This is a genomic window from Hyalangium ruber (assembly GCF_034259325.1).
In the GTDB taxonomy this organism is placed as follows: Bacteria; Myxococcota; Myxococcia; order Myxococcales; family Myxococcaceae; genus Hyalangium_A; species Hyalangium_A rubrum.
In genome coordinates, this window is sequence record NZ_JAXIVS010000001.1 from 1234077 (window position 1) to 1258291 (window position 24215).

At 65.7% G+C, this 24215-nt stretch carries 15 protein-coding genes and 1 pseudogene; 7 read left to right on the forward strand and 9 right to left on the reverse strand.

Translation table 11 applies throughout. The features are described 5' to 3' along the window. Positions 1-126: 126 nt before the first annotated feature. Together istA and SYV04_RS05000 are read right to left on the reverse strand one after the other, a co-directional pair. Positions 127-1648: pseudogene (istA, locus tag SYV04_RS04995) on the reverse strand (IS21 family transposase). Between the two features lie 849 nt (positions 1649-2497). Further along, positions 2498-4015 (reverse strand): 5'-methylthioadenosine/S-adenosylhomocysteine nucleosidase family protein, encoded by a 1518-nt coding sequence (locus tag SYV04_RS05000; RefSeq protein WP_321544429.1) that lies wholly within the window; start codon positions 4013-4015, stop codon positions 2498-2500. 711 nt (positions 4016-4726) lie between these two features. On the opposite strand from SYV04_RS05000, the gene SYV04_RS05005 reads away from it, so the two are divergent. After that, a complete protein-coding gene (locus SYV04_RS05005) occupies positions 4727-5380 on the forward strand; it encodes a hypothetical protein (RefSeq protein ID WP_321544430.1) in 654 nt (217 codons plus the stop codon). Positions 5381-5397: 17 nt separating this feature from the next. Next, a complete protein-coding gene (locus tag SYV04_RS05010; protein ID WP_321544431.1) occupies positions 5398-6126 on the forward strand; it encodes a hypothetical protein in 729 nt (242 codons plus the stop codon). Positions 6127-6285: 159 nt separating this feature from the next. Here the strand turns inward: SYV04_RS05010 and SYV04_RS05015 are convergent, their stop codons facing one another. The 3 genes from SYV04_RS05015 to SYV04_RS05025 all read right to left on the reverse strand — a co-directional run bounded on the left by SYV04_RS05015 (position 6286) and on the right by SYV04_RS05025 (position 9388). Continuing rightward, positions 6286-7473: a tyrosine-type recombinase/integrase gene (locus SYV04_RS05015; protein ID WP_321544432.1), complete on the reverse strand. Its 1188-nt coding sequence runs from the start codon at positions 7471-7473 to the stop codon at positions 6286-6288. Beyond that, positions 7470-7694, reverse strand: coding sequence for a helix-turn-helix domain-containing protein (locus SYV04_RS05020; RefSeq protein ID WP_321544433.1), 225 nt, complete (start codon positions 7692-7694; stop codon positions 7470-7472). Before SYV04_RS05020 ends, SYV04_RS05015 begins: the two co-directional genes overlap by 4 nt. 1517 nt (positions 7695-9211) lie before the next feature. Further along, positions 9212-9388 (reverse strand): hypothetical protein, encoded by a 177-nt coding sequence (locus SYV04_RS05025; RefSeq protein WP_321544434.1) that lies wholly within the window; start codon positions 9386-9388, stop codon positions 9212-9214. A gap of 833 nt (positions 9389-10221) precedes the next feature. On the opposite strand from SYV04_RS05025, the gene SYV04_RS05030 reads away from it, so the two are divergent. The 4 genes from SYV04_RS05030 to SYV04_RS05045 all read left to right on the forward strand — a co-directional run bounded on the left by SYV04_RS05030 (position 10222) and on the right by SYV04_RS05045 (position 15563). Then, positions 10222-11127 (forward strand): DUF2381 family protein, encoded by a 906-nt coding sequence (locus SYV04_RS05030; RefSeq protein WP_321544435.1) that lies wholly within the window; start codon positions 10222-10224, stop codon positions 11125-11127. Between the two features lie 22 nt (positions 11128-11149). Continuing rightward, positions 11150-13096 carry a serine/threonine protein kinase gene (locus SYV04_RS05035; RefSeq protein ID WP_321544436.1) on the forward strand — a complete coding sequence of 649 codons (1947 nt, stop codon included), beginning with the start codon at positions 11150-11152 and terminating at the stop codon, positions 13094-13096. Between the two features lie 602 nt (positions 13097-13698). Then, positions 13699-14898, forward strand: coding sequence for a serine/threonine protein kinase (locus SYV04_RS05040; RefSeq protein ID WP_321544437.1), 1200 nt, complete (start codon positions 13699-13701; stop codon positions 14896-14898). A gap of 326 nt (positions 14899-15224) precedes the next feature. Further along, positions 15225-15563, forward strand: coding sequence for a helix-turn-helix transcriptional regulator (locus SYV04_RS05045; RefSeq protein WP_321544438.1), 339 nt, complete (start codon positions 15225-15227; stop codon positions 15561-15563). 181 nt (positions 15564-15744) lie between these two features. Here SYV04_RS05045 and SYV04_RS05050 read toward each other — a convergent pair whose 3' ends face one another. The 4 genes from SYV04_RS05050 to SYV04_RS05065 all read right to left on the reverse strand — a co-directional run bounded on the left by SYV04_RS05050 (position 15745) and on the right by SYV04_RS05065 (position 21489). Further along, a complete protein-coding gene (locus SYV04_RS05050) occupies positions 15745-16911 on the reverse strand; it encodes a PD-(D/E)XK nuclease family protein (protein WP_321544439.1) in 1167 nt (388 codons plus the stop codon). Further along, positions 16911-19310, reverse strand: a complete 2400-nt coding sequence (locus tag SYV04_RS05055) for an ATP-dependent helicase (RefSeq protein ID WP_321544440.1) — start codon at positions 19308-19310, stop codon at positions 16911-16913. Before SYV04_RS05055 ends, SYV04_RS05050 begins: the two co-directional genes overlap by 1 nt. 502 nt (positions 19311-19812) lie before the next feature. After that, positions 19813-20013, reverse strand: a complete 201-nt coding sequence (locus SYV04_RS05060) for a hypothetical protein (protein ID WP_321544441.1) — start codon at positions 20011-20013, stop codon at positions 19813-19815. A 192-nt stretch (positions 20014-20205) separates the two neighbouring features. Beyond that, positions 20206-21489, reverse strand: coding sequence for a putative sensor domain DACNV-containing protein (locus SYV04_RS05065; RefSeq protein ID WP_321544442.1), 1284 nt, complete (start codon positions 21487-21489; stop codon positions 20206-20208). A gap of 334 nt (positions 21490-21823) precedes the next feature. On the opposite strand from SYV04_RS05065, the gene SYV04_RS05070 reads away from it, so the two are divergent. Then, positions 21824-23638: an ATP-dependent nuclease gene (locus SYV04_RS05070; protein WP_321544477.1), complete on the forward strand. Its 1815-nt coding sequence runs from the start codon at positions 21824-21826 to the stop codon at positions 23636-23638. Positions 23639-24215 lie beyond the last annotated feature (577 nt).

Genomic DNA, 24215 nt, shown 5'->3' on the forward strand with positions numbered 1-24215 from the left:
CTCCGTGGCAGCCTTCAGGGGCTGCGGGTGTGCGGCCTCGTTGTCGTCGCGGGCGGCCGGCGCGCACGCTGCGCGACGGCCGCCCCCTGAGCACCGTGAGGCCACCAGCGGTGCTCAGTCAGCACTTCAGTGGTAGTAGTCCGAGCCGCGGACGTTGCCGTGCGCAGGCAGGGCCATCAGTTGCGGCTGCTCCGGGGTCGGCTCTCGGTCCAGGTTGTTCTTCAGGATGGCGGCCACGCTCTTGTAGCTGCATGCCCGCAGCCCCAGCGCCCGCGCGCACGCCGCTTCAATCCGGGCCGTCTCGTACTTGCGGCTCAGGTGCAGCACTCCCAGGCAGGCGCGGAAGCCATGCTGGGCATGCACCCGGCGCCGCATTATTTCCTCCACCAGCGCGGCGGTGGCAGGGCCCGTCTTCTTGGCCCACTCGATGAGCCGCGTGGGTGTCCACTCCGCCTGAGCTTGGTGCGCCTTGGGCATGTGCTCGGGCTGGGTGGTGTGCTTGCCCTTCTCGGTGCTGCGAGGGTGCGAGGTGACGCGGCGTCCGCTCAGGAAGAGCTCGACGACGGTGGCGGTGGCGCGTAGGTCCATCTGCTTGCCCACCAGCTGGTAGGGCACGCTGTAGAAGTGCTCGTCGAACTCCACGTGGTAGTCGATGTGCACCCGAGGCCGCGCCCACTGGGCGAACTCGTAGCGCCGAGCGGGCAGAGGCCGCAGCGCCGCGCGCTCCAGCTCCTCGAAGACTTGCCAGCGCGACTTCTTCAGCTTCTTCATCGGCCGCTGGTTCAGCTTGTCCACCAGTGGCTTCACCGCCTGGCGCAGCTCCTCCAGCGAGAAGAACGTGCGGTGGCGCAGGGCGGCCAGAATCCACCGCTCTGCCAGCAGCACGCCTTGCTCCACCTTGGCCTTGTCCCGGGGCTTGCGCACCCGCGCCGGTACCACCGCCGCGCCGTAGTGCCGCGCCAGCTCCGCGTAACTGGGGTTGATGTCCGGCTCGTACAGGTCCGGGCTCTTCACCCCGCTCTTCAAGTTGTCGGGCACCCACACCTCGGCCACTCCGCCCATGAACTCCAGCGCCCGGACGTGGCAGCCCACCCACGTCGGCAAGTCCTCGCTCAGCACCGGCTCGGCGTAGGTGAGGTTGCTGGCTCCCAGCACCGCCAGGAACAGCTTGGTCTTCGTACATTGCCCGCTGGTCGGATCGACCAGGTCCACTCCATCCCCGCTGAAGTCCAGGAACAGCTTCTCGCCTGCGCGGTGCGTCTGCCGCATCGTCACATTCAGTGTGCTCGCCCACTGGGCGTACCGCTCGCAGAACTGCGAGTACTGGTAGCACCCCCGGCTGCTCCGTCTTGTACTCCTCCCACAGCAGCTGCTTGGTGACGTGCTTCTTGCGCAGCTCCAGGTGCACCCGCGCCCAGTCCGGCTCCGGCCGGTTGCGCGTCGGGTGCCCCTCCGTGGAGAACAGTAGCCGCGTGAGCGCCCCGTCCTCGTCCAACTCCGCCGGCAGCGGCCAGCTCAGCTTCGCTACCTTCACCCGGCCCAGGTACCCGCTCACCGTGCTCGGCGAGAGCGAACAACTGCGCGCGATCGCCCGCGCGCTCATCCCCAGTTCCAGGTGCAGCCTCAGTATCTCTCTCAGCTTCCGCATGGACAGCCTCTCTGCCGCCACAGCCCCTCCTTGTTCGGGAGGCGGTGTGCTCGGCTCTCTGTCCAGCGTCGTCAACGCTCCGGCTCTACCTTCACCCTGAGCTTGCTACAGCCCTGTTCCGGCCTGGGTCACCCTCCAAGCGGGTGATCGGCATGGTCGGAATCGGTGATCGGCTTGCTCCGGAACAGGTGATCGGCTTGCTCCGGAATCGGTGTTCGGCTTGGCCCGGAATCGGTGATCAACATGGCCCGGAGCACGCATTCTGGCCGAGAGCAGCCCTCGGTCTGTCCAGCGCGAATGGAACGGCGCTGTCGGTCGCATTCGCCAGCCGTCGCCTGCTCGGTGCGTATAGGCGGATAGAGGCCATGTTGCGGGTGGGGGTGGGAGCGCAGGTGCCGAGGAGAACCGCTGCCAGGGGCCGCCCGAGCCGTGCGCCAAGCGTGTGGACAGGCCGCGCAGCCCCTTGAGGTACACGACTGCCCAGGCCGCCCTCCCATGGGATGCACGGTAGGGGACTGGGCCTTCTGGCTTTGGGGAGGCGTCAGCCTCAACACCCCGCGGCCTGGATTGACTCTTGCGCCGGGGCCAGGCTCTCACCTGCCGTGGGCAAGCCCAGGTGCTCCAGTATTGCTCGCACTGCCCTGCCTGCCTTCACGTACGCCAACACCCACCGACTGCCCCCACACCTCACGCAGGCGAACACGTCGAAGTCGAACGTCCTCTTCAGCAACTCTGCCCCATCCACTCGCGGCGTCCTCTCCTTCATCCGCTCCTTCCTCGCCGCTGCCTCACGCCCCGCTCTCGCCTCCTCTGCTTGGGGGAACTCCCGTCCGCGGATCATCCGCGACTTCATCGGACCAGTTCAGGGAATGCGAGGTTCCGAAGCTCGGGCTCGGGGGTGTCTTTGTATCGCTCGAAGACTTCCTTGGATTGCTTCGCGATGTTTCCCAGCTTGCCCTTTCCCGCGAGCGCCTTGAAGTTGCTGATCCGCATCCTCATGCTGCCCGGCTTGATTCCCCGCCGCTCCGCGATGGTGTCCAGGTCGAACGGGAGCAACGCCGCACCGAATCTGTACAGGTAGAAGGCGACGAGATCGTCAGCCTCGCTCCAGGAGTGTCGCTCCTCTCCTGACTCGAAGATGGAGAGTAGGTCCGTGATGATGCTGGTGGGGGGCTGCTGCACCGCCGGTCCGTTGGCGGGCGGGGGCTCCGCGCGCGGCTCACGTTCCACGTCATCCACGATGAGAGGAGCCAGCACGTCCTTCTTGTTCAGGACGTGCTCGACAAGCGAGACGGCGGCCTGGGCGGCAAAAGCCTGCACCCTGTCCGTCTTGCTTCCGTCGCCCCAGTCACAGAGCGCCTTGACCAGGAGGACCTCAACGCTCTGGCGAGCTGTCGCGGCGTAGAGCCCAGCGCCCTCCATCTCCCCGGCGACCGCTTGAGGAAAAGCCTCGATGAGGCGCCCAAGGAACTCCTTGCTGTCGACAAGCTTCTCGCCCGAGAGCATCACTCCTTGGAAGACATTCACGAACTCTTCGCCGCGGGCGAACCTCCAGTCCGCCCTGCGCGTCCGGAATCGCTCGGACAGCAGCGAGCCACAAAGGATGGGCTGCGCGCGGTGAGTCACCTTCATGTCCACCCGCTGCAGTTCGTAGGGGGTGACGGATTCGGCGATGATCACATCTCCGAGCCGCTGCTTCTTGGGGTCGAGACCGAAGGCGATCCCGACGGATAGGACGACCTTGGGCTCCAATTCGTTGAGGGCATCGTGGATCGTGAGCGCGGCCCCATGACGAGCCTGGCTCCCCGCCGTGCTCTCCACATGGGCGACCGGGTAGCGGCCGAGCCGGCCGAGGCGGTAGGTGACGCGGTGAATGGCTCCTTCGACCAGTCCTTTCCGTCCAGCGAGAGGAGCCATCCTCAGGTGAAGCGCCTTCCGTTCCGTGTCCGTCGACGTCAGCAAGAGCACCTGGACCTTGTGCCGCTGCAGAAGCGTCTTCAACTCAGCCGTGGAGACGTCCTCGTAGGGAGGCTGGGGTTCCAGAACCGCGGTGGGGACATGGTTGTAGACACACTCACTCCCCAGGCAAATCTCCTGGACGAACCGAGCACCGAGCATCGCCACCATTGCGTCGAGCTGCCCCCGCTCCGCATCCTTCAAGAGCCGTAGGAGCGAATACTGCGGGATGTCGAGAACGAGCGAATAGCTCCTGAGACCTGCGCGGCTCGGAACCGTGAAGTGTGCACCGTAAGTCACGCTCAGTGCGTTCGACAGTCCCGGCCAGTTCTCGAACGATTCCGGAACAGCGAGTAACAGCCTCGGTAGAACCGTGCCCAATAAGGAAGGATCATCAGGAGCTTGATTCACGGGGCCACTCTACCTGTACTCAAGAGAACGAGCACTCGTGCAAGCCTTCCGAGAGCCCTGGGTGCCGACTGGGACGAGAGGCGCTCGTCGTCCAGCCTCGAAGCTTCACGGCAGCGAGCATGACGCCGCAGCTCTGTGAGGGGCACAGCGCTCCTGGGGTCGCCGCCACCTGCACGGCAGATGCAGAGACAAGTTCGAAAAGCCCGCAGGCGGAACTCGTCCTCCGTCGTTCTTCAATGGGTATCGCTAGCAGCCGCGACGTGACATCGCAGACGGAAGACTGGCTGCACGCGACTCCAGGAGCACTGTCCACTCCAGCACGTTCCGCACGGGCTGTGAAAACTCCTGCAGGTAGGTTGCTCTGGCCCGCGCTTCACGGTGCGGGCTTCGGCGCCGGCGGTGGGGGCGGCCTGCGGCCCGTGGGCGTCGCGGTGGCGGGGCTCGACGTGGAGCATAGGAAGGACAGGAGCCCTCTTGGACGTAGCGGGCGGGAGCAGAGCGGGAGGTGAGGGACGCTGACGGGGAGCCCATGAGCCGCACTCCGGGCCGGCGCACAAGCCTTTCATCTCCAGCAGACACACGCCTGCCCAGCCCAGCCGCCTTCCCAGGAGGAGCGCGGCAGGGGCCTGGTTCTCTTGGCTGGCTGTGGCGGCTTGTGCTTCAACTTTCTCTCCGGCCACCACCCCGCGCATTGCCCGGACGATGCTCGAGGTGCGCAAGCATCTGAGTGAGACGACCCAGCGGGAGCTGGAGGTGCTGTTGCTGAACCTGACGGGGACCCGGATCCTCCAGGGAATCTTCTCGCGAGTGGTGCGGGTGGGCCCGGAGCCAGCGGCGCGTCCCCTCGCGAGAGGGGAAATGCACCGGGGGGAGGCTCCAGCCTCGCGACAGCCCGGGCCGCGCCCCGCTGCCCCCGCCCCTGAGTCGCTGGCGCCTGCTCCCGCAGCGGGTGCATTGACGCCATCGCCAGGCCTGGTCCAGGCGCTGACAGGTAACAACCCAACGCGGCCCGTGACAGCAGGTCCACGCCTGCCTCAGGATGTCGCTGTCAGCCCGAATGTGCCCAAGCTGAAACCCGCAACCCGTCCTATCGGTCCCAGTCCCAACCAGAACGCGCAGCTTCAGGTGGACATCCAATACCTGGATAGCATGGGCGCCAAGAACATCCGGGTGAACCAACAGCAGGTGACGGTGCGCGACGGCCAGCGCGTTGGAATCAATCGGCCGGACATGCAGTTCGACTATAACGGCCGCCGCTACCATGTGGAGTACGACACCCCTATGTCAGGCCGTGCCTCCGCCCATCAGTCGCGCCTCAGGTCCAATGACCCGAACGCGGAGATCATCCTCTTGATCGTGCCCTGAGGGGCAAGGCACAGCGAATGACCGAGCACCTGAAGGGCCTGCTGCTGGATGACCGTTGGGCGCCCGTCACCTCGGAGATGGGCTTTCTGGAGGCCCGCGCGGAGTATGCCGCCCGCGCCTTCGCGGCCTGGCACACAGAGCTGATGACGCCACGTGGCATCTCTGTGGGGATGCGCCCGATTCACGGCAGCTTGGAGCAGGCGCTCTCCGCCTTGTTGCCGCTGACCCGTCCGGAGACGCGGCGGGATCTTTTCATTCCGACGCGCAGTTCCTGGACGGCGTACGTCGAGAACGGGTGGGGCGGGACCGATGCGGCGAGCGTCATGCGGCACATGGCGCGGACGCTCGGTTGCCGTGGGCTGCGAGTCGTGGCCGTGCCTGACACTTACCGTCAGGCCAAAGGCCGCTATGGTGCCGTGATGCTCGAGGTGTACGGCCCGCACCAGACAACCTGGCTCAACTACGTGCGGGCTGTGAGCGCGTCCAATGATGGGGGCCGCTGGGTCTTCGAGCAATTCGGCGAGCCCTTCTCCTTCGAGAAGGTGGAGCAGTACCAGGCGCGCCGGGTGAGGGACCGGTTCACCTTCGACATGCTTAAGCAGTACCTGCATCACCTGGGGCTGGCACCCTTCGAGGAGGATTTCTTCCTGCCAGAGGGCGCCCCCGCCTGGCTGGTGGAGAAGTCAGGTCCGGTAGCACCCACGCATGAGGAACTCACCCTGGCCCAGGCCCGGGAGAACTTCTGACGCAGGGGCCTACCCGACGCAGTGAACGCCTCTGCGCAGCGGTGGCGGGTTCGATTCCCGCCGCCTCCATCCCGAGAAGCCCAGCAATCTTAACGGGTTGCTGGGTTTTTCTTTGTCCTCGTTTTCTTCATGTGACCTCAGTGTGCCCCTCTGGCGTCTCTAGCCCAGAGCGGCGCGCGGCTGGGGGATGGGACGATCCAGTTCCTGCACCGCGCTCTCGCGCGCCTCGGGCGACAGGTGCGCGTACCTCATGGTCATCTCGATGGTCGCGTGGCCCATCAACTCCTGGATGACCTTGAGAGCAACGCCCCGCATCGCGAGGTGGCTGCCGTAGGTGTGCCGCAGGTCGTGCCAGCCGATGGAACCCTCCGGGCGGCTGACTCCTGCCCTACGCAGCGCTCGCAAGAGCGGGTGCTTGGTCATCCCAGCGGTGAGCGGGCGACCGTCCGTCTGGCAGAACACGTAAGGGCCGCACAGGTGGCGGTGTGCCTTGAGTGCTTCCACCGCCGACGTGGGCAGGTCCACGGTCCTTTCCCGTCCACCCTTGGGCAGTCCCACCACGCCGCGCCAGATCGTTCGGCGCACGTTGAGCTTGCCGCGCTGCAAGTCCAGGTCTGCCCACTGGAGCCCGATCAACTCGCCAAGCCGCAGCCCCGTCTTGAGCGCCACGAGGATCAACGTCCGCCACTCCGGCTCAGCGGCATTGCTCATGCGCTCGGCTTCCTCGAAGGAGAGGAAGTCAAAGGCGGGCTTGTCCGTCTTGAACAACTTGACGCGCGGGACGTGTTGGAGCACGCCCTGTTCTTGAGCCAGTGCCAGCAACTTGTGCAGGACCGTCAGAACGTTGTTGATCGACTTGAGGGAGAGCAGCTTCACCGCACCGGAGCCCTTGCGCTTGAGGAGGGCCGCCCGCGTGGGAGCTTCCTTCCGTGCGCGCGCCCCCGAGGGCTTCTTACGCATGGCCGCCTTGAAGTCTTCGATCTCCGCTGGACCGATGGCATCAAGGGTCATGTTGCCGAACGCGGGGATCAGATGATCATCCAGGATCTGCCGCTTGGTGACGACGCTTGAGTGCTTATTGTTGTTCTCGCTGTACGTCAGGAAGCGCGGGACGAACTCCCCGAGGGTGAGAACCCGACCCGCGCCGTTCTCCTTTCCGAAGGTTCCGGTCAGGAGTGCATGGCGGATCTGGCGCTCGTACTCTTCAGCCCCACGGCGGGTGTTGATGGGCGAAGCCTTGCGGATGCGCTCCACCCTGCCGCTGGGGTGCTGGTACTTGACGTCCACCCACCACGCCTCTTGCACCTTGCCCTCCTGGGTCTTCCACTGCCGCAGTCTGACGCTCATGGCTTCTTGTCTCCGAGCGCAGGCCTGCTGTTACCGGGGCGCCATGTTAGCAGCGTGTCCCGATGGATGCGGAGGATTCGACCGAGGCGAGCAACACCGGGCACCTGATCGAGCCGGATCGCCTCATAGAGAGTCTTCCGGTTCACGCGCAGCAATTCGGCGGCTTCCTCCACGGTGAGAAAGGCGGGCGCGTTGCTCGCGGTCAGAGGGGGCGCGCTCATAGCTGATCCCCCGCCAGCATCGACGCGGCGGATCGCGTCGCTCTGTTTCGTTGATGGTTCTGTGTCTCGTGTTGCCCCTGCATGGGTGAAACGCTCCCGACTGCCGAGTGTCCGACGCTGCGGGCCTGTCTCCAGGACGCGCGGCGCCATGCCGTGAGACGAGGGGAGCCGCGAAGCTGGAAGCCATGCGGCGACCCGAGCGCATCCGGGGGGCGGAGGGGGAACGCTGCGCTGCGGGTGCTGTCCACGTCGAGCCGCCCCACGTACCGGGGGCCGCCATCGTGCCTCACTGCACTGGAGAGATTGTCTCGCATCCTCCCGAGCACCAGCAACGCGACTGGCCGCGTTGGGCACTCCTGGGCAGGTTTGGCCACCGCTGGACAGGTGGCGCGTGCTTCCCGCCCGGGAAGCGCGGGCGCCCATCGCGTCCGCTGCGGGGCGTTCTGTGTGGCGTGACTCATGCCGCCCACGGTGCCCAAAACCGGCGCGCGTGGACATTGGGCAAGATCAGGCGGATCCAGGCGGATCCAGGCGGATCCAGGCGGATCCCGACAATCTCCGCGTTTCATGCTGAAGCACGCACGGACACCAGACAAGCGCGGCGCGGTGGAGTGCGCGAGGACTGCGGGCATGGTCGCGGCGGAAGTGATCAGCCCGTGGGGCGCGCCCGCGTCGGACAGGGGGCGCTCCGGTGCGTGGAGCAGGCCAGGACGGCGGGCAGCGTTGGCGCTCGCTAGCCCTGCACACAGGCAAAGCAGAAGGGAGACAGCGAAAGCGCCGGAACGCGCGGCGCGCCCTGGCGTGACTACCGTCGCCGCCTGGAGTGACCAGCGGCGCGCCCTGGCGTTTTTCCTGGCGTTGTCACCGGATTTCCCGGCGTTGTCACCCGGCAGCCAACAACGGCGCATAAATGCGCCGCACATGGAGGGTTGCCCCTCCTGGGAGTCGATCCCGACCATCACCTAACCCGCCCTTTCCCGACCCTACCGAACAGCCCACAATGACCCGGGCAGAAGTGACACAGGGCATCGGCGGGTGTCCAGGCCACGAGCGAAACGTGACAGCAGATCGGCAAGCATGCAGACGGGCAACCAAGGGCCAATGCGCGCGGGCGGATCAACCGCCGTGCGGCACAGCGGAATCGGTGGCCGTGTCGCGGGCGCGGCGCTGATGCGGGGCTGACAACGGGACTTCTGCGGGACTCTCTCCGGCGCCACGGCCGGGGCCACCCCGGCACCACGCCCGGCGCCACGCCCGGCGCCACCCCGGGCCCACCAGGGGCCTGCCGGGCCCGTGGAGCCCTCACGCACGTCGGACAGGTGCAGCGGGCTCGGTGGGCACGTCGAGGCGGGCCTGCCGGGCTGTGAGCGCTGGCGCACGTCGGACAGGTGCAGCGGGCCCGGTGGAGCCCTCGCGCGTCCAGGCTCGCCTGCTAGGCCCATGGAGCGCTGGCGCACGTCGGACAGGTGCAGCGGGCCCAGTGGAGCCCTCGCGCGTCCAGGCTCGCCTGCTGGGCCCTACTTCATCAGATACTCGCGGACTCTTGACTCGCTCACCTTCAGCGCCTTGGCGATCGTGGCAAGAGAGTTACCCTCCTTGCGCATTTCCTGGGCGCGCGCGGCGTCCGCGTTCGTCTTGGGTTTTACAACATCGCTCACAGCGCCTGTCACTCTGTCTCGGTTCTTGCCTGGCATCTCTCCTCCACTCCGACGTGGCCTGATTGCTGGGGTGGACAATATCCATGTCCAGGGGCTTAGGCCGGTGCAGCCCACGCGCCTCCAGGCTCGCCTGCTGAGCCCGTGCAGCGCGCGCCACGTCGGACACGCAAGCTAGGCCGGTGCAGCCCGCGCGCCTCCAGGCTCCCCTGCTGGCCTCGCGTGCTCCGCCACGTCGGACATAGGGAGTTGGGCCCGTGTCGAGGCTCGCCTGCTCGCCCCGTGCAGCGCGCGCGTCAGACATGGGGAACTGGGCCGGTGCAGCCCCGCGCGCCTCCAGGCTCCCCTGCTGGGCACGTGTAACGCGCGCTGGACACGGGTCGTCTCAGACGGGGCCCGGCGATCAGTTACGAGAATGGCGCGCGGGAGCGAATGCCAAAGGCGCGCGGGAGCGAATGCGGCGCCCGCGTCCAGGGTCGCCTGCTGAGCTGGTAGAGCGCGCGAGCATCGGAGGGGTGTTGCTAGGCCCGTGGAGCGCCCGCGGTGGGTGCGCGAGCAAGGCCGGAAGGGCGCGCGAAACGCCGCGCGGAATGGCGCCCAAGGGCAGCGACGAACGGCGCCAAAGGGCGCGCGAAAGGGCACGGCGCGCAGCGCGAAAGGGCGCGCGGGTGGGCGCTAATCCGGAGGGCTCCCGGAGCCAGCGCGGCGCCATTCTCGAGCCGGGGTTGCTAGGAGGCGTGGCGCGTGTGCTGGGCCCGTGAAGGGCGCGCGGAAAGGACGCGGGCGCCCGGCGAATGGAGCGCGTCTGACTCCAACGCGGCGGGCCTCTCCCGTCTGCTACTCTGGGAGCCTACCTGGGAGGTTCCCCCGTCTTGCTCCGACCGTTCGCCCCAAGTCTTGCGCTCGCCTCTCTGCTGGTGGGCTTCACCGCTGCGGCACAGGCCGTGCCCGCAGGGCGCTCCGTCGTTCTCACGGGCAAGGCTGGCGAGTCCCCGTTGATCTACCTGGCGCCTGGCACTGTCACGGCGATCCTGCTGGACGCGCCGATCCTGCGTGAGTCTGTCCAGGTGGAGGGCCGCGCCCGCTTCCCTGTGTTCGTGGTGGGTGATCAGGGCGTGACGCTCTCGCCTGCCGTGGCACTCGGAACTAGCGAACGGCTCGCGCTGCGAGTCACCTACCGCGAGGGCTCGCCCGCAAGCGTCGTGTTCCTGCTCACCGGGCAGCCGGGCGCGGCGGATGGTGTGGTCAACGTGAGCCGCCCGCAGCAGACCTTCGAGGCGTGCCGCGTGGAACTGTCCGCCACGCGCGATCGGTGCGAAGCGCTAGCCAAGGAGCTGGAAGCGCTAAAGGCACGGCCCGCAGCGCTGAGTCCGGCAACCGTGGCGCTCGCGGGGTTCGTGGATAAGGACGGCATGAGGGGAGAAGAGTTTAGGCAAGGGTGCTTCAAGGCGCGCGGGGGTGAGCTTCACCCCGTCAGGTGCTGGGGCGTCGGGGGGCCAACGTGGAGCGTCGTTGTGCTGGAGGTGAGCAACACCGGGGGGGAGCCGTGGGCGCCCGCGTGGGCCGAAGTCACGCCCGCAGGAGGGGAGCCGCGCCGCGCTCGCGCGCTGCTCTCTGGGCAAGCAGGCATCCCCCCGGGCGGTGTGGTGAGTGTGGCCGTGGAGGTGGAGATGCCCGCGCGTGAGAAGCCCGAAGAATGGCTAGAGGCGCTGCACGCGGTGCGGGTGTGCAACGGTGACGCGAGCCGCTGTCTGTCCGTTCCCGAGGTGACGCTGTAGCCACTGGCGAGAGGTGCCCAGCATGTTCGCGGATTTTGATCCCTTGGACTTGAAGCCCGGCCAGATGGTGAGCCACTGGCGCATTGTCCGACGCATCGGAAGGGGCGGGTATGCCGTCGTCTACGAGGTGGAGAAGGATGGCCAGCGTTTCGCACTCAAGCTGGCCTGTCAGACAGAGCGCAGCCTTGATCCGAAGCAGACGGACGCGCGCGCGCGGCGCGAGGCAGCCTGTCTCCAGCTACTCAACCACCGCCACATCATCCGTATGCGGGGACAAGGCCGGTGGCCGGACACGCTCTCAGGCTTCCACTACATCGTTCTAGACTTCGTGGACGGCTACACGCTCGCCCGCTGGGTGGAGCGGACCAACCCGACGCCGCATGAAGTCGTCGTCCTGTTCCTCAAGCTGTTTGAAGCCCTGGAGCACATGCACGGTAAGAACGTGTTCCATCGGGACTTGAGCCTGAGAAACATCATGGTCACCAAGGACGGCGAGCCGGTGATCATCGACTTTGGAGCGGCGGACCACGCGACCGCCGAGGATTTGACGGATGGGCCGCTTCCCCCTGGAACGCCGCGCATCCGCAGCCCCGAGGCTCAAGCCTTCTGGGATGAAAACCGCCTCAAGCCCGGGGCCCGTTACACGTTCAAGGCGACGGACGATATTTTCGCGCTCGGGGCGGACCTGTACGACGTGCTGACGAACCCGACGCCGACGCGCGGCGAGACTCGGCCCCTGCTCGGGAACGCGCTGATCGAGCAGCCCACCCCGCACCGGGCAACCAAGGGGCGCGTTCCGGTGGAGTTGAGCGCCTACGCGATGAAGCTGATCAGTCGCGACTTGGAGGTGCGGCCCGCGACGGCCAAGGATGCGCGGCGCCCGCTGGTGGACTTGGTGCGTTTCGAGGGGGACGACTGGCGCGAGAGCGGCATTCACCCGGCATCCGCGCAGCTACCGCCAGAACCCGGCGAAGAGGAACCGGTGCCAGTCGAAGCGCGAGGACCCCAGGGCCCGCAGGAGCCGATCCCTTTCCATCCGCTCCCGGTGCAGGTAGCGCCAGCGGATGCGGCGCCCGTGCCTTCTCCGGTGCAGGTAGCGCCAGCGCCAGCGGATGCGGCGCCCGTGCCTTCTGCTGCGGGGGCTGGAGCGCAGCACAGCGCGCGCCGTGCGTGGCTGCGCTCGGTGTTCGTCGGGCCGCTGGTGCTCTCTGTCTTCGCGGCAGTCGTGGCCGCCTCCCTGCTGCACATACCAGCGCAACCCGAGCCGTCCCCCGTGGCCAGGAGCGCACCAGCGGAGCAACCCCGAGCCTCAAGCACCCTGGCCGAAAAGCCGACAAGCCGCCCCGAACGGTTAGCCTCCCCTCTCCCTACCCAGAAGGAGGCGAGCCTGTCCGTGAAGCTGCCCGACAACTCCCCAACGCTCACCAACGGCGTACCCGACCCGCAGCAAGCTCAGAGAGGCAGCGCGCGGCGCGCCCTGATCAAGAAGTGCGCGGCGCTCGTGGCTTCCGTCGCATGGCTTGAAGCGGGCTGCACTGGCATGCAGACGCGCCCGGATCCCGAGCCATGCCCCGAGGAAGCCGTTAAGGCGATGCGGCAAGAGCTAGGGTGGAAGATCGGCAGCAACGATGCGCCCTTCATCCTGCTGGACGTGACCAAGGGGAGCGTTGAAGAGGCTCGCGAGCAACCCTTGACCGTCTGGAAGGATGGGCCCGTGACGGGTGCGCTGATCGAGCCGCAAGGAAAGGCGCCTGCGGGGATGCGGATAGATGGGCACCTGTGGACGACGGGTGATCGCATCTACGGACGCTACGTCCGCGCCCACCTTCCAGGCGGGCGCACCGTGCCGATCTGCCTCGAACTGGAGAACGCGGGCGATCTGGGCTCGGCCAAGCGCGAGGGCTCGAAGCCCGGCCACACCGTAGGAGACAAGGTGTCCAGTACGCGAGCCGTTGAGCGGTGGCGGTGAGGGGGGCCCGATAGAGCGCGTGAGCGTCGGACAGGTGCAGCGGGCGCGGTGGAGCCCTCGCGCGTCCAGGTTCACCTGCCGGGCCCGTGAGCGCGCGCGCACGTCGGACAGGTGCAGCGGGCGCGGTGGAGCCCTCGCGCCTCCAGGTTCACCTGCCGGGCCCGTGGAGCGCGCGCGCCGCGTCGGACAGATGCAGCGAGCGCGGTGGAGCCCCCGCGCCTCCAGGCTCGCCTGCTGGGCCCGTGAGCGCGCGCGCCGCGTCGGACAGGTGCAGCGGGCGCGGTGGAGCCCCGCGCGTCCGGGCTCACCTGCTGGGCCCGTGGAGCGCTCACGCACGTCGGACAGGTGCAGCGCGGGCCGGTGAGCACGTCGAGGCGGGCCTGCTGTGCCTGTGGAGCGCCCGCGCCGCGTCGGACAGGGGAAGTTGGGCCGGGTGGAGCCCTCCCGCGTCGAGGTGGCCCTGCTGGGTCGTTCCGCTGACGCTGTAGCCAGGGATCGCGCCGCGCCTAACCTGGAGCGTCGTTCCATGTCCCAGTACATGCCGGGTAGTGTTTCCTCCGTTGGGTGGCGCCCTTTCTCGCGCTGCCAGGAGTCGATCCCACATGGCCACTGCTCGCCAACCCTGGAGCGTCCCGGGGGTGATTCTCTTCTCTCATGGCGATCTCTCGTATGAGGTCGATCTGTTTCGACCGTTGGTCGAAGAGTTGGCCCAATCCAGGCTCGGGGAAATGACCGTCCCAGCCTATGAACGCACCGAGAAGAAGCGCCTGCGGGAAGTCATCGTCCGCAGCCTGCCGCCTACGTCGTCTGACGATCCCGAATTGCTGGAAAGGATGCGCGCGCGGCTCCGAGAAGAGGCGCACCTCGCCACGTACCTGCAACATCCGAGGATCGCCCGCACTCTTGGGCCCTACGAAGTTCAAGGCGTCCTCTACATCGTGTCCGACCGTGTAGAGGGCACCTCGATCAACACTCTGATCACCTACTCGCAGATGCGCGAAAAGCTCCTCTCCCCGGCGTTCTGCCTCTACGTGGGCGCCGAGGTTGCGGGCGCGCTGCACTACGCGCACACCTGCAAGGACGAGAACGGCGCCCCGCTGGGCATCGTTCATCGGGACTTGAACCCCGCCCGCATCTTCCTGGAGCCAGAGGGAGGGGTGATACTGACGGACTTTGCCCGCGCGCGCTCCCTGCTCCCGGGCCGAGTGGCATCGACGTTGCCGCGCCCTCATGGTGACGTGTTCTATTGCTCCCCCGAGGCGTTGCTCTGCGAGGAGACGAATCCGCGCTCGGATCTGTTCTCGCTGGGGCTGGTGCTGCTGGAACTGGCCACGTGGCGCCACCTCTACAGCACCGCCACCGTGCGGCCCGACGACTTGGAGGAGGAGCTAACCACGAAGGTCAAGGCGCAGGTTCTAGACGCGGCGATCACGGCCATGGAGGCAGAGCTACCGGACCATGCGGAAGACTGCATCCTGCGGGCTGCCACGTTCACCCGGGAAGAAGTGGACGAGATCACCGAGCCTCTCGCGCATCCGCTGCGCTCCATCGTCCGCAAGTTGATCCAGCGGAACCCGGAAGATCGCTATCAGTCGGCTGCTGAGGTGGAGGCCGATCTGCGGGCGGGCCTTGCTGCGCTGGGAGCCCCCTACGGGCCCAAGGAGGCGCTAGACGAGGTGCAGCTCTCTCTGACGGGGGCCAGCATGAGCCGGGGCGTTCTCGGGCCCACGAGCGAGAGCCAGCTGCCGCCCAACATGGTAACGGAAGAGGACATCATCAACGAGCGGGACAGCACTCCCTAGCTACCCGCCGCGCCCTCTCTCACGCTCCCCGCAGGCCCTGCTTCGGCGTCGTGCCGAGGATGGGATCGGCTTGTCTTCGAGGTTGACGGCAGACAAGCCCCCTATGCGCGTCTCCCCCTCTGACCCTAGCCGTCCGCCTCTGGCCCTTGGGGCCTTCACCCGTCCGACAGGACAACGCCCGCAGGTTCCGTATGCCAAGAGCCCCCGCGAAACCTCCCGCCGCTGCACGCTCCCGGCGCCCCACGGAGCGCAACCGCAAGCCCTCCCCACTGCCGCGACACATCGAGATCCGGCAGCGCCGATTACCCGCCACCCTGAGCGCGGCCTTGAAGCAGGCACGTAAGCGAGCGGGCATGACTCAGGCGGAAGCAGCCGAGGGCATCGGCATCGCTTCCGAGGTGTATGGACGAATGGAGCGGGGGGGAGTGCTGCCGAGCGTTCCAACGCTGTTGCGCATGTGCCTGATTCTCGGCAGCGGGCCCGATGAACTGATGGGGTTTGCTGAAGTGGAACTGGGGAAAAGCGTTCCCGGGGTAAACACGGTGCCGCCTGGCCTGATGGACACGCCTGAAAAGCGCCGCCTCTTGCGCCGCCTCGCTCGCTTGGACAGTCTGAGGATCAAGGCACTGGCGCGGCTGGTCGCCTTACTTCTGCCGGTGCGCTGAACGCCCAAGGCTGAGGAGCCCCCCGTCGTCGCGGGCTTCTGCCCAGCTAGCAGGGGAGCCTGGACACGCGGGCTCCACCGGTCCCAGTTTCAGAGCACAGTTGCGGCTTCGGCTCTGCCCCCGTTTGGGAGCGCGCGGAGATGGGGCCCGCGGTCACCTTTTCCAAACACGGCGAGAGACCCTACGGGGTATCCGGGGCGGGAGGCTGGTAGCCCGGCTTGGCACGAGCGGCGGCGGGCGACGGGCAGAAGTGACGAAAGTCACAGGCGTCGCAGGTCGGATCATCTCCGCCCGCTGGCCAGTGGGCCATGATCTTCCCGTGCTGGGCCTCTCGCGCGGCGCACGACTCGATGTCGACAACGACCTTGTCGAACTCGGCGAGCGCCGCAGTCATGCTCGGATCGGTTATGGGCACCGCTCGGATGGCGCGTTGCATCCGGAACTCCAGGGAGAAGGCCGGAATCTGCGCGCCGGGAGTCCACGTCCTCAGTAGGTAATCGTCGCGAGACCCCGGCACGGGCTTCACGTCCGTGCGACCGTGCTTGACGTCACGCTGGAGTTCGCCGAGGCCGGCCTGACCGAGAGCGAGCTCGTTGATGTAGATCAGCACGCCTGCCACGACCGGAGCCGCGTTCGGCTGCTTCGAACGAAGCCACGCGTACATCTGCAACTGCCAGTCACCCTGCTTCCAGTACGGATGATTCGTCGAGGGACGAGCCGCGCCCTTGTAGTCAACGATGATCTCGGCACCGGACGGCAGGTTGGGAACCACCGCCCTCACCGCGTCGCAGAGCGCGTTGTTGCCGGTGGCTCCCACCGTCACCGAGGACAGCACGTCCATAATCCCGTGGAGCTCGTACATCCGGGCGCGCGCCTTCATGCCCGCGGGCATGGTGAGCGGGCGCGTCCCGATGACCCGCTCCTCGGCTGACTGCACCAGCGGGAAGAGCTGGGGGCCAATCTCGTTCACCGCGCGTTCGGCGCGCTCGTAGGCGCTATCTCGCAGGTCCCTGCTCCTGGGATTCTTCCCCGCCGCAGCGAGCGTTGCCTCGACGACATCTCCTATGACGCCGATGTCATGGGCCGCACGGTTGGAAGGAGGGTTCGCGTTGTAGGGCGTCTTCGTGCAAGGCCAGGGGAACGCCGGTGGGCTCGACTTCCAGAGCCGGTAGGCCGTCTCCATGACGCCGTGGATGAACTCGCCGAACCACATCTGAACGGGTCGCGAGGGCGGCAGGGCGCTGCCGTTTTGGTAGCGGTACTGCAGCCCGCAGCGCATGAACGAGAGGAGATCTCCCGTGAGGGAGTAGTTGGGGACCAGTTCGCGCTCTCGACGTCGCTCCAGCATCAGATCAACTCCAGGGGAATCGCATTGGCCATGCCGGGGGGCTTCCGGCTTGAGTAGGGGGCTGCCCAGGGCCAAGAGCCGTCTCGTCTCCAGAACGTGGCGATGTTGTGGATCGTGGTCGAATACCTCAAGCAGGGGTTCAGGCCCACGAGGAGGAGCACCGATTGAGGCCTGCTGTACGCGACGTAGTAGAGCCGGATGAGATCCTCGTAGGTGCGTTGCAAGGCCGTCCGTTGCTGCCGGAGTGATCCGACCATGCAGGCGGACGCTAGATCGTCCTCCATCTCGGCGACGTTGCTCGGCTGGTCGGGAAACCGCTTGAAGCGGTTCTTGTGGTGGTCCTTCTTGAAGTCGGAGGCGACGTCCACAATGACCAGCGGGTACTCAAGCCCCTTCGCCTGGTGGATGGTCATCATCGAGAAGCGATCCCGTGGCACCGCCGGCATGATCTCCTCGTCGACGTCGATCAGGCTCTCGGCGAGCGGCGCAAAGATGTCGCGCAGGGCACTCTCCACGCTGCGGCGGTCGTGAGGCCCCGAACCAAAGAGCACGAGCGACTTGTAGGGCGAGAAGGTCGCGGACTGACTGATAGCGCGCGATACCGCCTCAAGATGCACTTGCCCCTCGGGATCGTCCCGGAGACGCGGGAACCACGAGAGGAGCTTGAAACACAATTCGAGGATTGGCCACTCGCGCGGCCAGGTGGCGGTGGACTGTGGCTGGCGGCTTCCCCAGGCTGTGACGAATGCCGAGAGGCCTCGAGGGTTGGTCGGATGCGGGGTCGTGGCGGCGTATTGCGCGTACGCGTTCCGGAACGTAGTGAGGTGTTGCTTGGTTTCGAGGCGCAGGAGCATCGAGGTCTGCACCGTCCCAGCTGGATCCAGGCACTCAAGCATCGCGCCGATCAACTGCTGGATGTCCGGGATGTCGCGCAGGGCCTGACCGCGCGGATTGAAGACGTGGATGTTCCGGGAGACCAACTCCTGCCGCAAGAAACAGGGCAGACGAGGCCGGGGCGGGTTCCCCTTGAACCCGGCTTGATACTCGTTGACGGAGTGGGCCAGCAGCACGGCATCGCCGAAGTCACCTCCGTTCGGATCCCGGGTGATGGCGACAGGCCCCGCTTGGCCCTGAACGACGCGCCCGTTCCCCCGGAACACATCGTTGAGTAACGACGCGAGATCCGCCGCCAGCGTCTCAGCTGTGTCGCGGAACATCCCCAGAACGGGTGCGCCCTTCGAGGGAAGCCGTGCCTGGATCGTCGGCTTCGGGGGAGTGACCCGCGCCGGGCGGAAATCGGGATCGTTGTCGATAAACGAGTTGAAGAAGGTGACGATCTCGGGAGTGGAGCGGTAGTTTAGGAACAGGTCGATGCGCTGAGCATTCGTGCCGGGAACGGCGCTTGCGAGCCGATTCCGGAAGTCCCGGAAGAGTTCCACCGTTGCACCGCGGAAGCGATACAGCGACTGATCATCATCTCCGACGACGGTGAACGACGCGGTGCACTTCCGGAAGAGCTGGAAGTAGATGCTCTCCTGGAGCAAGTTCGTATCCTGATACTCGTCGACGAGAACGGCGCGGAGTCCGTCCGTGAACCTATCGAGCCGGTTGGCGGAGAGCCGATCGAGGAACTCCTTCTCAAGCAGAGCGAAATCCAGGCGATTGTCGGCGCGCAGGTTTTGGACGTAGGCCTCGTAACCGCTCTTGAGGAGATCGCGAGCGGAGGTATGCGTCGCCAGCGTCCGGAATTGCTGCAGGTCGATGACGTCGTGCGAGAAGCGGTCGAACAGCGGGCGCACGGTCTTGACGAGCTCGGCCACGTTCGTGGGGCTCGCCCGATCGAAGGTGAATCCCGAGAGGTACGCCGCCACATCCGGGGCGATCGTGCCGCCATTGTAGACCGTTCCGGTCAAGCCCCGTCGGTGCATGAGCGTGTTCGCCGCGAAGCCCTCCAGCAGGACCGGCGCGGTGTCCGTGGGTGCGCGCAGTCTCCGCAGCACGTCCTCGCAGATGCTGTCGAGCGTTCCTGTCAAGAACCGGTTGACGTCCACCTTCGCTAGGTGCGCCTTGAGGGTGGAGGAGCCGTGCGCCCGGAGGTAATCGACGAGGAGGAAACCCCACTCGATGAGCCGAGTCCGGATCTCGTCCGCAGCCTTGTTCGTGAAGGTCGTCAGGAGGATCTGTTCGGGTAGCAGCCCATCCACGAGCACGAGTCGCAGCGCGCGGAGCACGAGCACGGTCGTCTTCCCGCTGCCCGGACCGGCGACGATCTGGAGCGGAACGTCCGCAGCGTGATGGACACACTGCTCCTGCTGGGGATCCGGCGGGTGCGAGGCGAACCGAGGGATGACCTTGCGGAGCGTGGGGATAAAGTCGTTGAGGGGCAGCACGGTCTGCATCAGACGGAAGGGGGCCACCAACGGTACGACACCAGCGCCCCGCGGCAAAGGGAAAAGCCCCCAAATCCCAAGGACTTGGAGGCTCTTTTGGCGTGCCCAGGGCGGGATTCGAATTCGATTCCGCTGAGCCGCCGGAAGGCGCCGAGGGCCGTGATTCGAGGGGTTACGAGGGCGCCAACAGGGGACACTCCCGCCTTTGATGAGCCGCAGCGAGAGCCATCTTCCGACCCTGCACTTCGCCTTGCGCGCGGCTTCTCTGGCTCCTTACGTTCAGTGCTCCAAGAGGGCACGCACTCCACCGGGAGCCCTCACATACCTCAGCCCCCTCAGCCTGCCTCCACACCTGCCGCACGCGAACACGTCGAGGGCGAACCTCCTGCGCAGCAGCCCGGCCCAGTCCAAACGGGGTGTGCGCTCCTTCCTTGGTTCCTCCGCCGTCGCGGCAAAGGCGGGGCTCTCCTCGCTCCAGCCCCGGTTCCTCCCCCGCTTGAGGGAGCGTTCCTCATTCGACCGTTTGCGGCATGCCCCACCGCGTGAGGGTGTCGCGAATCAGCTTTCGGGTGGCGGCGTCCATGTCGAGGCCTTGTTCTTTGAGCCAGTTGGCGAGAATGCGTCGCGCCTCCCACGCGAGCGTCGACTCCGGCTGTGCGTCTGCCTTGGCTACGAGATCTTGTACGGTCTCTTTTTCGAGGCGTACTGGCATGCGATTCCCCTCGCTCGCCCACCGACAGGTTGGGCCCGCTGGAGATAGCGCGGCCCGCGCTTAGTTCGCTCGGTGTCCGAAAGAGTTAGCCCGGTTTTGTACATTCCTCCCTCGGAGCGCGCAGCATCTAGGTGGTCTGTCCGGGTTCGGTACTTCCCGGACACGCCTTAGAGACTCGCCCTGGCTGTGTGGCTACCTGCTGCCTGCTACCGAGATGCTCAGCGGCCAGCAGACGACCTTGGACTCGAAGGTGTGGAACACCGCTGCACCTCCATCCTGCGAGACGATCAGGGCCAATCCCTTCGGAAACATGCTCGCAAATGCAGCAGCAGCGCGATGACGAGTCCCGTGACGCTCGCTTGGCCATCTCGCCCCTAGCTCTCCGTTGGCGTTTACCGAGCAGACCTCCGGAGCAGCGTCATGCCCAGCGGGCAACTTGACCCCGAATGCAAGTACGTCGAGCGAATGGCTCATGACCACTGCTCCGTCAACGGTCGCGAGTCGCACAATCTGCTGGCGTAGTTGGTCAAGCCGGTCGGCGACACGCTCACTCCGTGATTGCTCTCCTGGTAGCGCAAGCAGAATTTCAGTCCCCAGATGGATGGCTCGCTCAGCATGGGCGAGTGGGTTCTCCTCATCCTCAAGATCCTGATGCTCACGAATGGCTGCGCCAAACCGAATTGGCTGCGCCAGCTCGCGTGAGCCTTCGATCAGAGGTGCTGGGTCATCATCTGGTCCGAGAATCGCAATAATGCCTCCGTGGCCACGCTGGCTCATGCCAGCGACGAGTTGGCTGCATTCTGTAAAGATTCTCAAGGGAGAATGTCGTGTCTTGCTGCTGAGCAGGTCCCTAGCAATTGACGTCATCTGCTCCTCGCGCCGCCGCTGGGCAGTCCCTAGGTAGGGCGGGGGAGAGACGTATATCGTTCCGCGCTCATAGCGAACTGTCTCCGAGGGCCCTCGGTACACAACGACTGTTCCGGTGCGTGGGGCGAGTACGCGAACTAACCTGTCCTCGCTCAGGAACAGGCGGACTCCAGGAGTCGCGACCCCAAGGATCTTGAGTTCTCCTCCTACTCGTACAACTGCAAGAAAAGAGCGTGGAATGTCGCAGATAGATGCAAGCTTCGTAACCTCTGGGACAGTAAATGCCCGCGGCACACGGAGGGTCATTAGGTCCCACATGCGCTCCCGGGGCCCAGCCTCGAAGTCGTCTTTCGCTTCCGCAAAGACGACTCCCACCGGCTCGATGCGACCCTCTTCTGTCGCCATTGACGCAAACAGCATCGTCTCGACAAGCTGTTCCAGCACCTCGGAAGAAGGTCCTTGAGACGGCTCTGGAGTACCCGTCATCTCTTCACGAACCTCTCTCAGGAACTCCTCGTCGTCGAGCATCGCCTTGACGACATCACGCGGGTATTTGTGAGGACTGGCCATGCCCTTAGTGTACGTCGTTCCGGCTTCAGAGGGCGCCATAAGCTCGCCGTGCCGCTCATGTCTGCGGCAGCGTGCAACTGAAGCCCTGAGACTGCCCCAGTTCCGTGGACACCTGAGATGTGCTGAAGGAGCACGGGAATGTCCGAGAACGAAGAGAAGCTGAAGAAGCCGCGTAGGAAGCGCCGAGAGTTCACGCCGGAGTTCATCCTGAAGCACCTGGGACTCCCTTGGCAGCCTGGGAGGTTGGCTCCCACGCTGGGGCCTGCATACTGCCGCACAGTACGTGAGCCACACGGTGTCGGGTTGGTTGCCTACTCCACAGTTGGGATTCCGTCCGTCAGATGGCCCTGGGCCCTTCGTATATCCCGCCTTGATGCTCACTCGGCTTGAACTCTCCAACTACCGCGGGTTCCGCTCTTTGCAGCTCGAACTCGCGCCTTTGACGGTCATCATTGGGCGAAACGGCTATGGAAAGTCGACGCTGCTGGAGGCAAGTCTCTTCCTGATGGCGGCACTTGATGATTCGAGGCGACGCGGGGGAACCTACGCAACTCCATCATCGGCGGAAGCTTCGCCTGGCGTGCTCGAATCGGCCGTTCCCAATGTTCAAGCGATCTTGACCCGCGAGGGACCTTCGATTGCGCCAGAGTTCTCCGTGGCGGCAGATTTCGACAGAGCCACCTTGGGTCATGTGCGGCTGCTTGCCCGCCCCTCTGCGAACGGGTCGCTGACTGTGCACCTGGACTCTGGGCCGGTTCCTGACTCACCGCCAGCGTCGATGCAGGGGGCCAGTGCAGCACTGATTCAGCACGTCAGCCGGATCCTCATTGACGAGCCCATTCGCTCAGAGGCGGAGGTGGAGGGCCTTTCGCGCAGCGGCTTGCAATCGGACATCCTACGGAACCGGTTGCACCGGCTCGGCGACGCGGGATTGGAGCGAATCAATCGCACTCTCCGTGCCTTGGCGAACGCGGAGATCGTAAGGCCCCCGGCCCTCGGTGAAGCGACACCGTTCCTGCCCTTGGCCGTCCACTTCCGTCGAGACGGGAGCACTCACGAACTGGGTGCCGGAAATCATGCGCTGATCAGCATGGTGTCCCTGCTGGTGGAGATGGAGACTTTCCTGTCTCGGCCCTCTGCAACCGGAGAAAAGCTCCTCCTCCTTGACGAGCCTGAACTGCACCTCCATCCCAGAAACCAAAGAGCCCTGGCGGCACATCTCTCGGATCGAGCCCGGGAGAAAGGTGCTCAAATCGTTTTTGTGACCCACTCCGTGGACATTGCCAGCGAGGTGTCCTGGCGTGCGGATACTGCGGTACTCACGTTCGAACGTCCCTTCAGCAAGCCGCGCCGCCTGGACTCACAGCATGAACTGCTGCGCGCCCTCTCCGACACGCATGACCTCATGCAGTTCGCCTCAATCAACTTCCTGGGCTCCCGCCGTGTGTTGTTCTGTGAAGGAAAGAGCGACAAGGCGATTCTGCAAAGGTGCGCTCTGGCGCACTTCCACTCAGCGCCCGCACGTCATGGGCGTTTCGAAAGATGGATGATCATCCCGCTACAGGGCGTGGCGAACACGCCTACCACTCAACTTGTGGAACGACTGGTTTCTTCTTCGCTGCTACCAACACTCGGGCCTTCGGAGGCCCTCGTGGTGGTGGATGTCAAGGATCGCGACTACGAGCGCCAGCCTGGAAGAAGCATGCACACCGGGAATCAAGTGGAACGGGTCGAACAGGTGTGGCATCGCCACAGCATTGAATCCTTGTTTATCGACGTGCCGGTCCTTTCCTCTATCTTCAGAGCGCTGCTCGGCGACGCAACCCCTTCGGATCTCGAAGGGCTGATTCGAGATGCGATCACCGCAGCAGATCGTGATGTTACGCTGAACGAGGCTACGGAGGACGAGTTTGCTGAGGTGTACCGCCGTACCCGGAAGTACTATGGAAAGGCTGCGCAACAAGAGGCGCGGCAAGCCGTGCGGGCGAATCCCGAGATTTGGCAAAGGGGAAAGGACCGCGCCAACTTCGTGCTCCGCCACATCGGGTCCCACCTGCCGACCAAGCAGCACAACATCGGAGCGAACGTCTCCAAGCTCTTGGATGCGATCCCTCGTGAATCATTTCAAAAAATCGTGCTCCCAGTAGAGATTGTGGAGTTCTTGGACTTCCTCGCCGACAGGGCTTGATCACGCCATACGCTCTGTCCCGAGCCCGGGAGTCTTGGCCGGTGTGTGCTGGGACGCCTAGAAAAGATGGGGGCGCTTTTGAGAGTGGCGCGGGCGGACGCACCCGGCCGAGGAGGGCCGCTGCCGGGTGAGCCAAGGGCTTGGCGCTAGGCCAGTAGAGAGGCGGCGCAGTCCTCTTTGGGCACACGATGGGCCCACCCAGCCAAAAGCCAGCAGGGAATGGGCGTCTGGGGCAGCGTTACTGGTTGAGGCTCATCCCCATGCCTGCTGGGGTGGCCCCTGCACTTACGCCAGCGGTGGGGCCCGTCAGGGACGCCAACACCCGGCGCCTGCCTCCACACCGGCTACTGGCGAAGACGACCAACGCGAACGTCCTGCGCAGCACCCCGGCCCCATCCTGTCGCGGCGGCCGCTCCTTCTTCGGTTCAGCCTTCGCCGCTGCGAAAGGCGCTGGGCGGAGTTTCTTGTGAACCCTGGGAGACGAGGAACTCGGGCCGCTCTCATCCGTGAGCGAATTTACCCTGTTGAGCCGCATGTGCCCCCAGTGTGCCCCTCCAGCGGGGATGAGAACGGGACG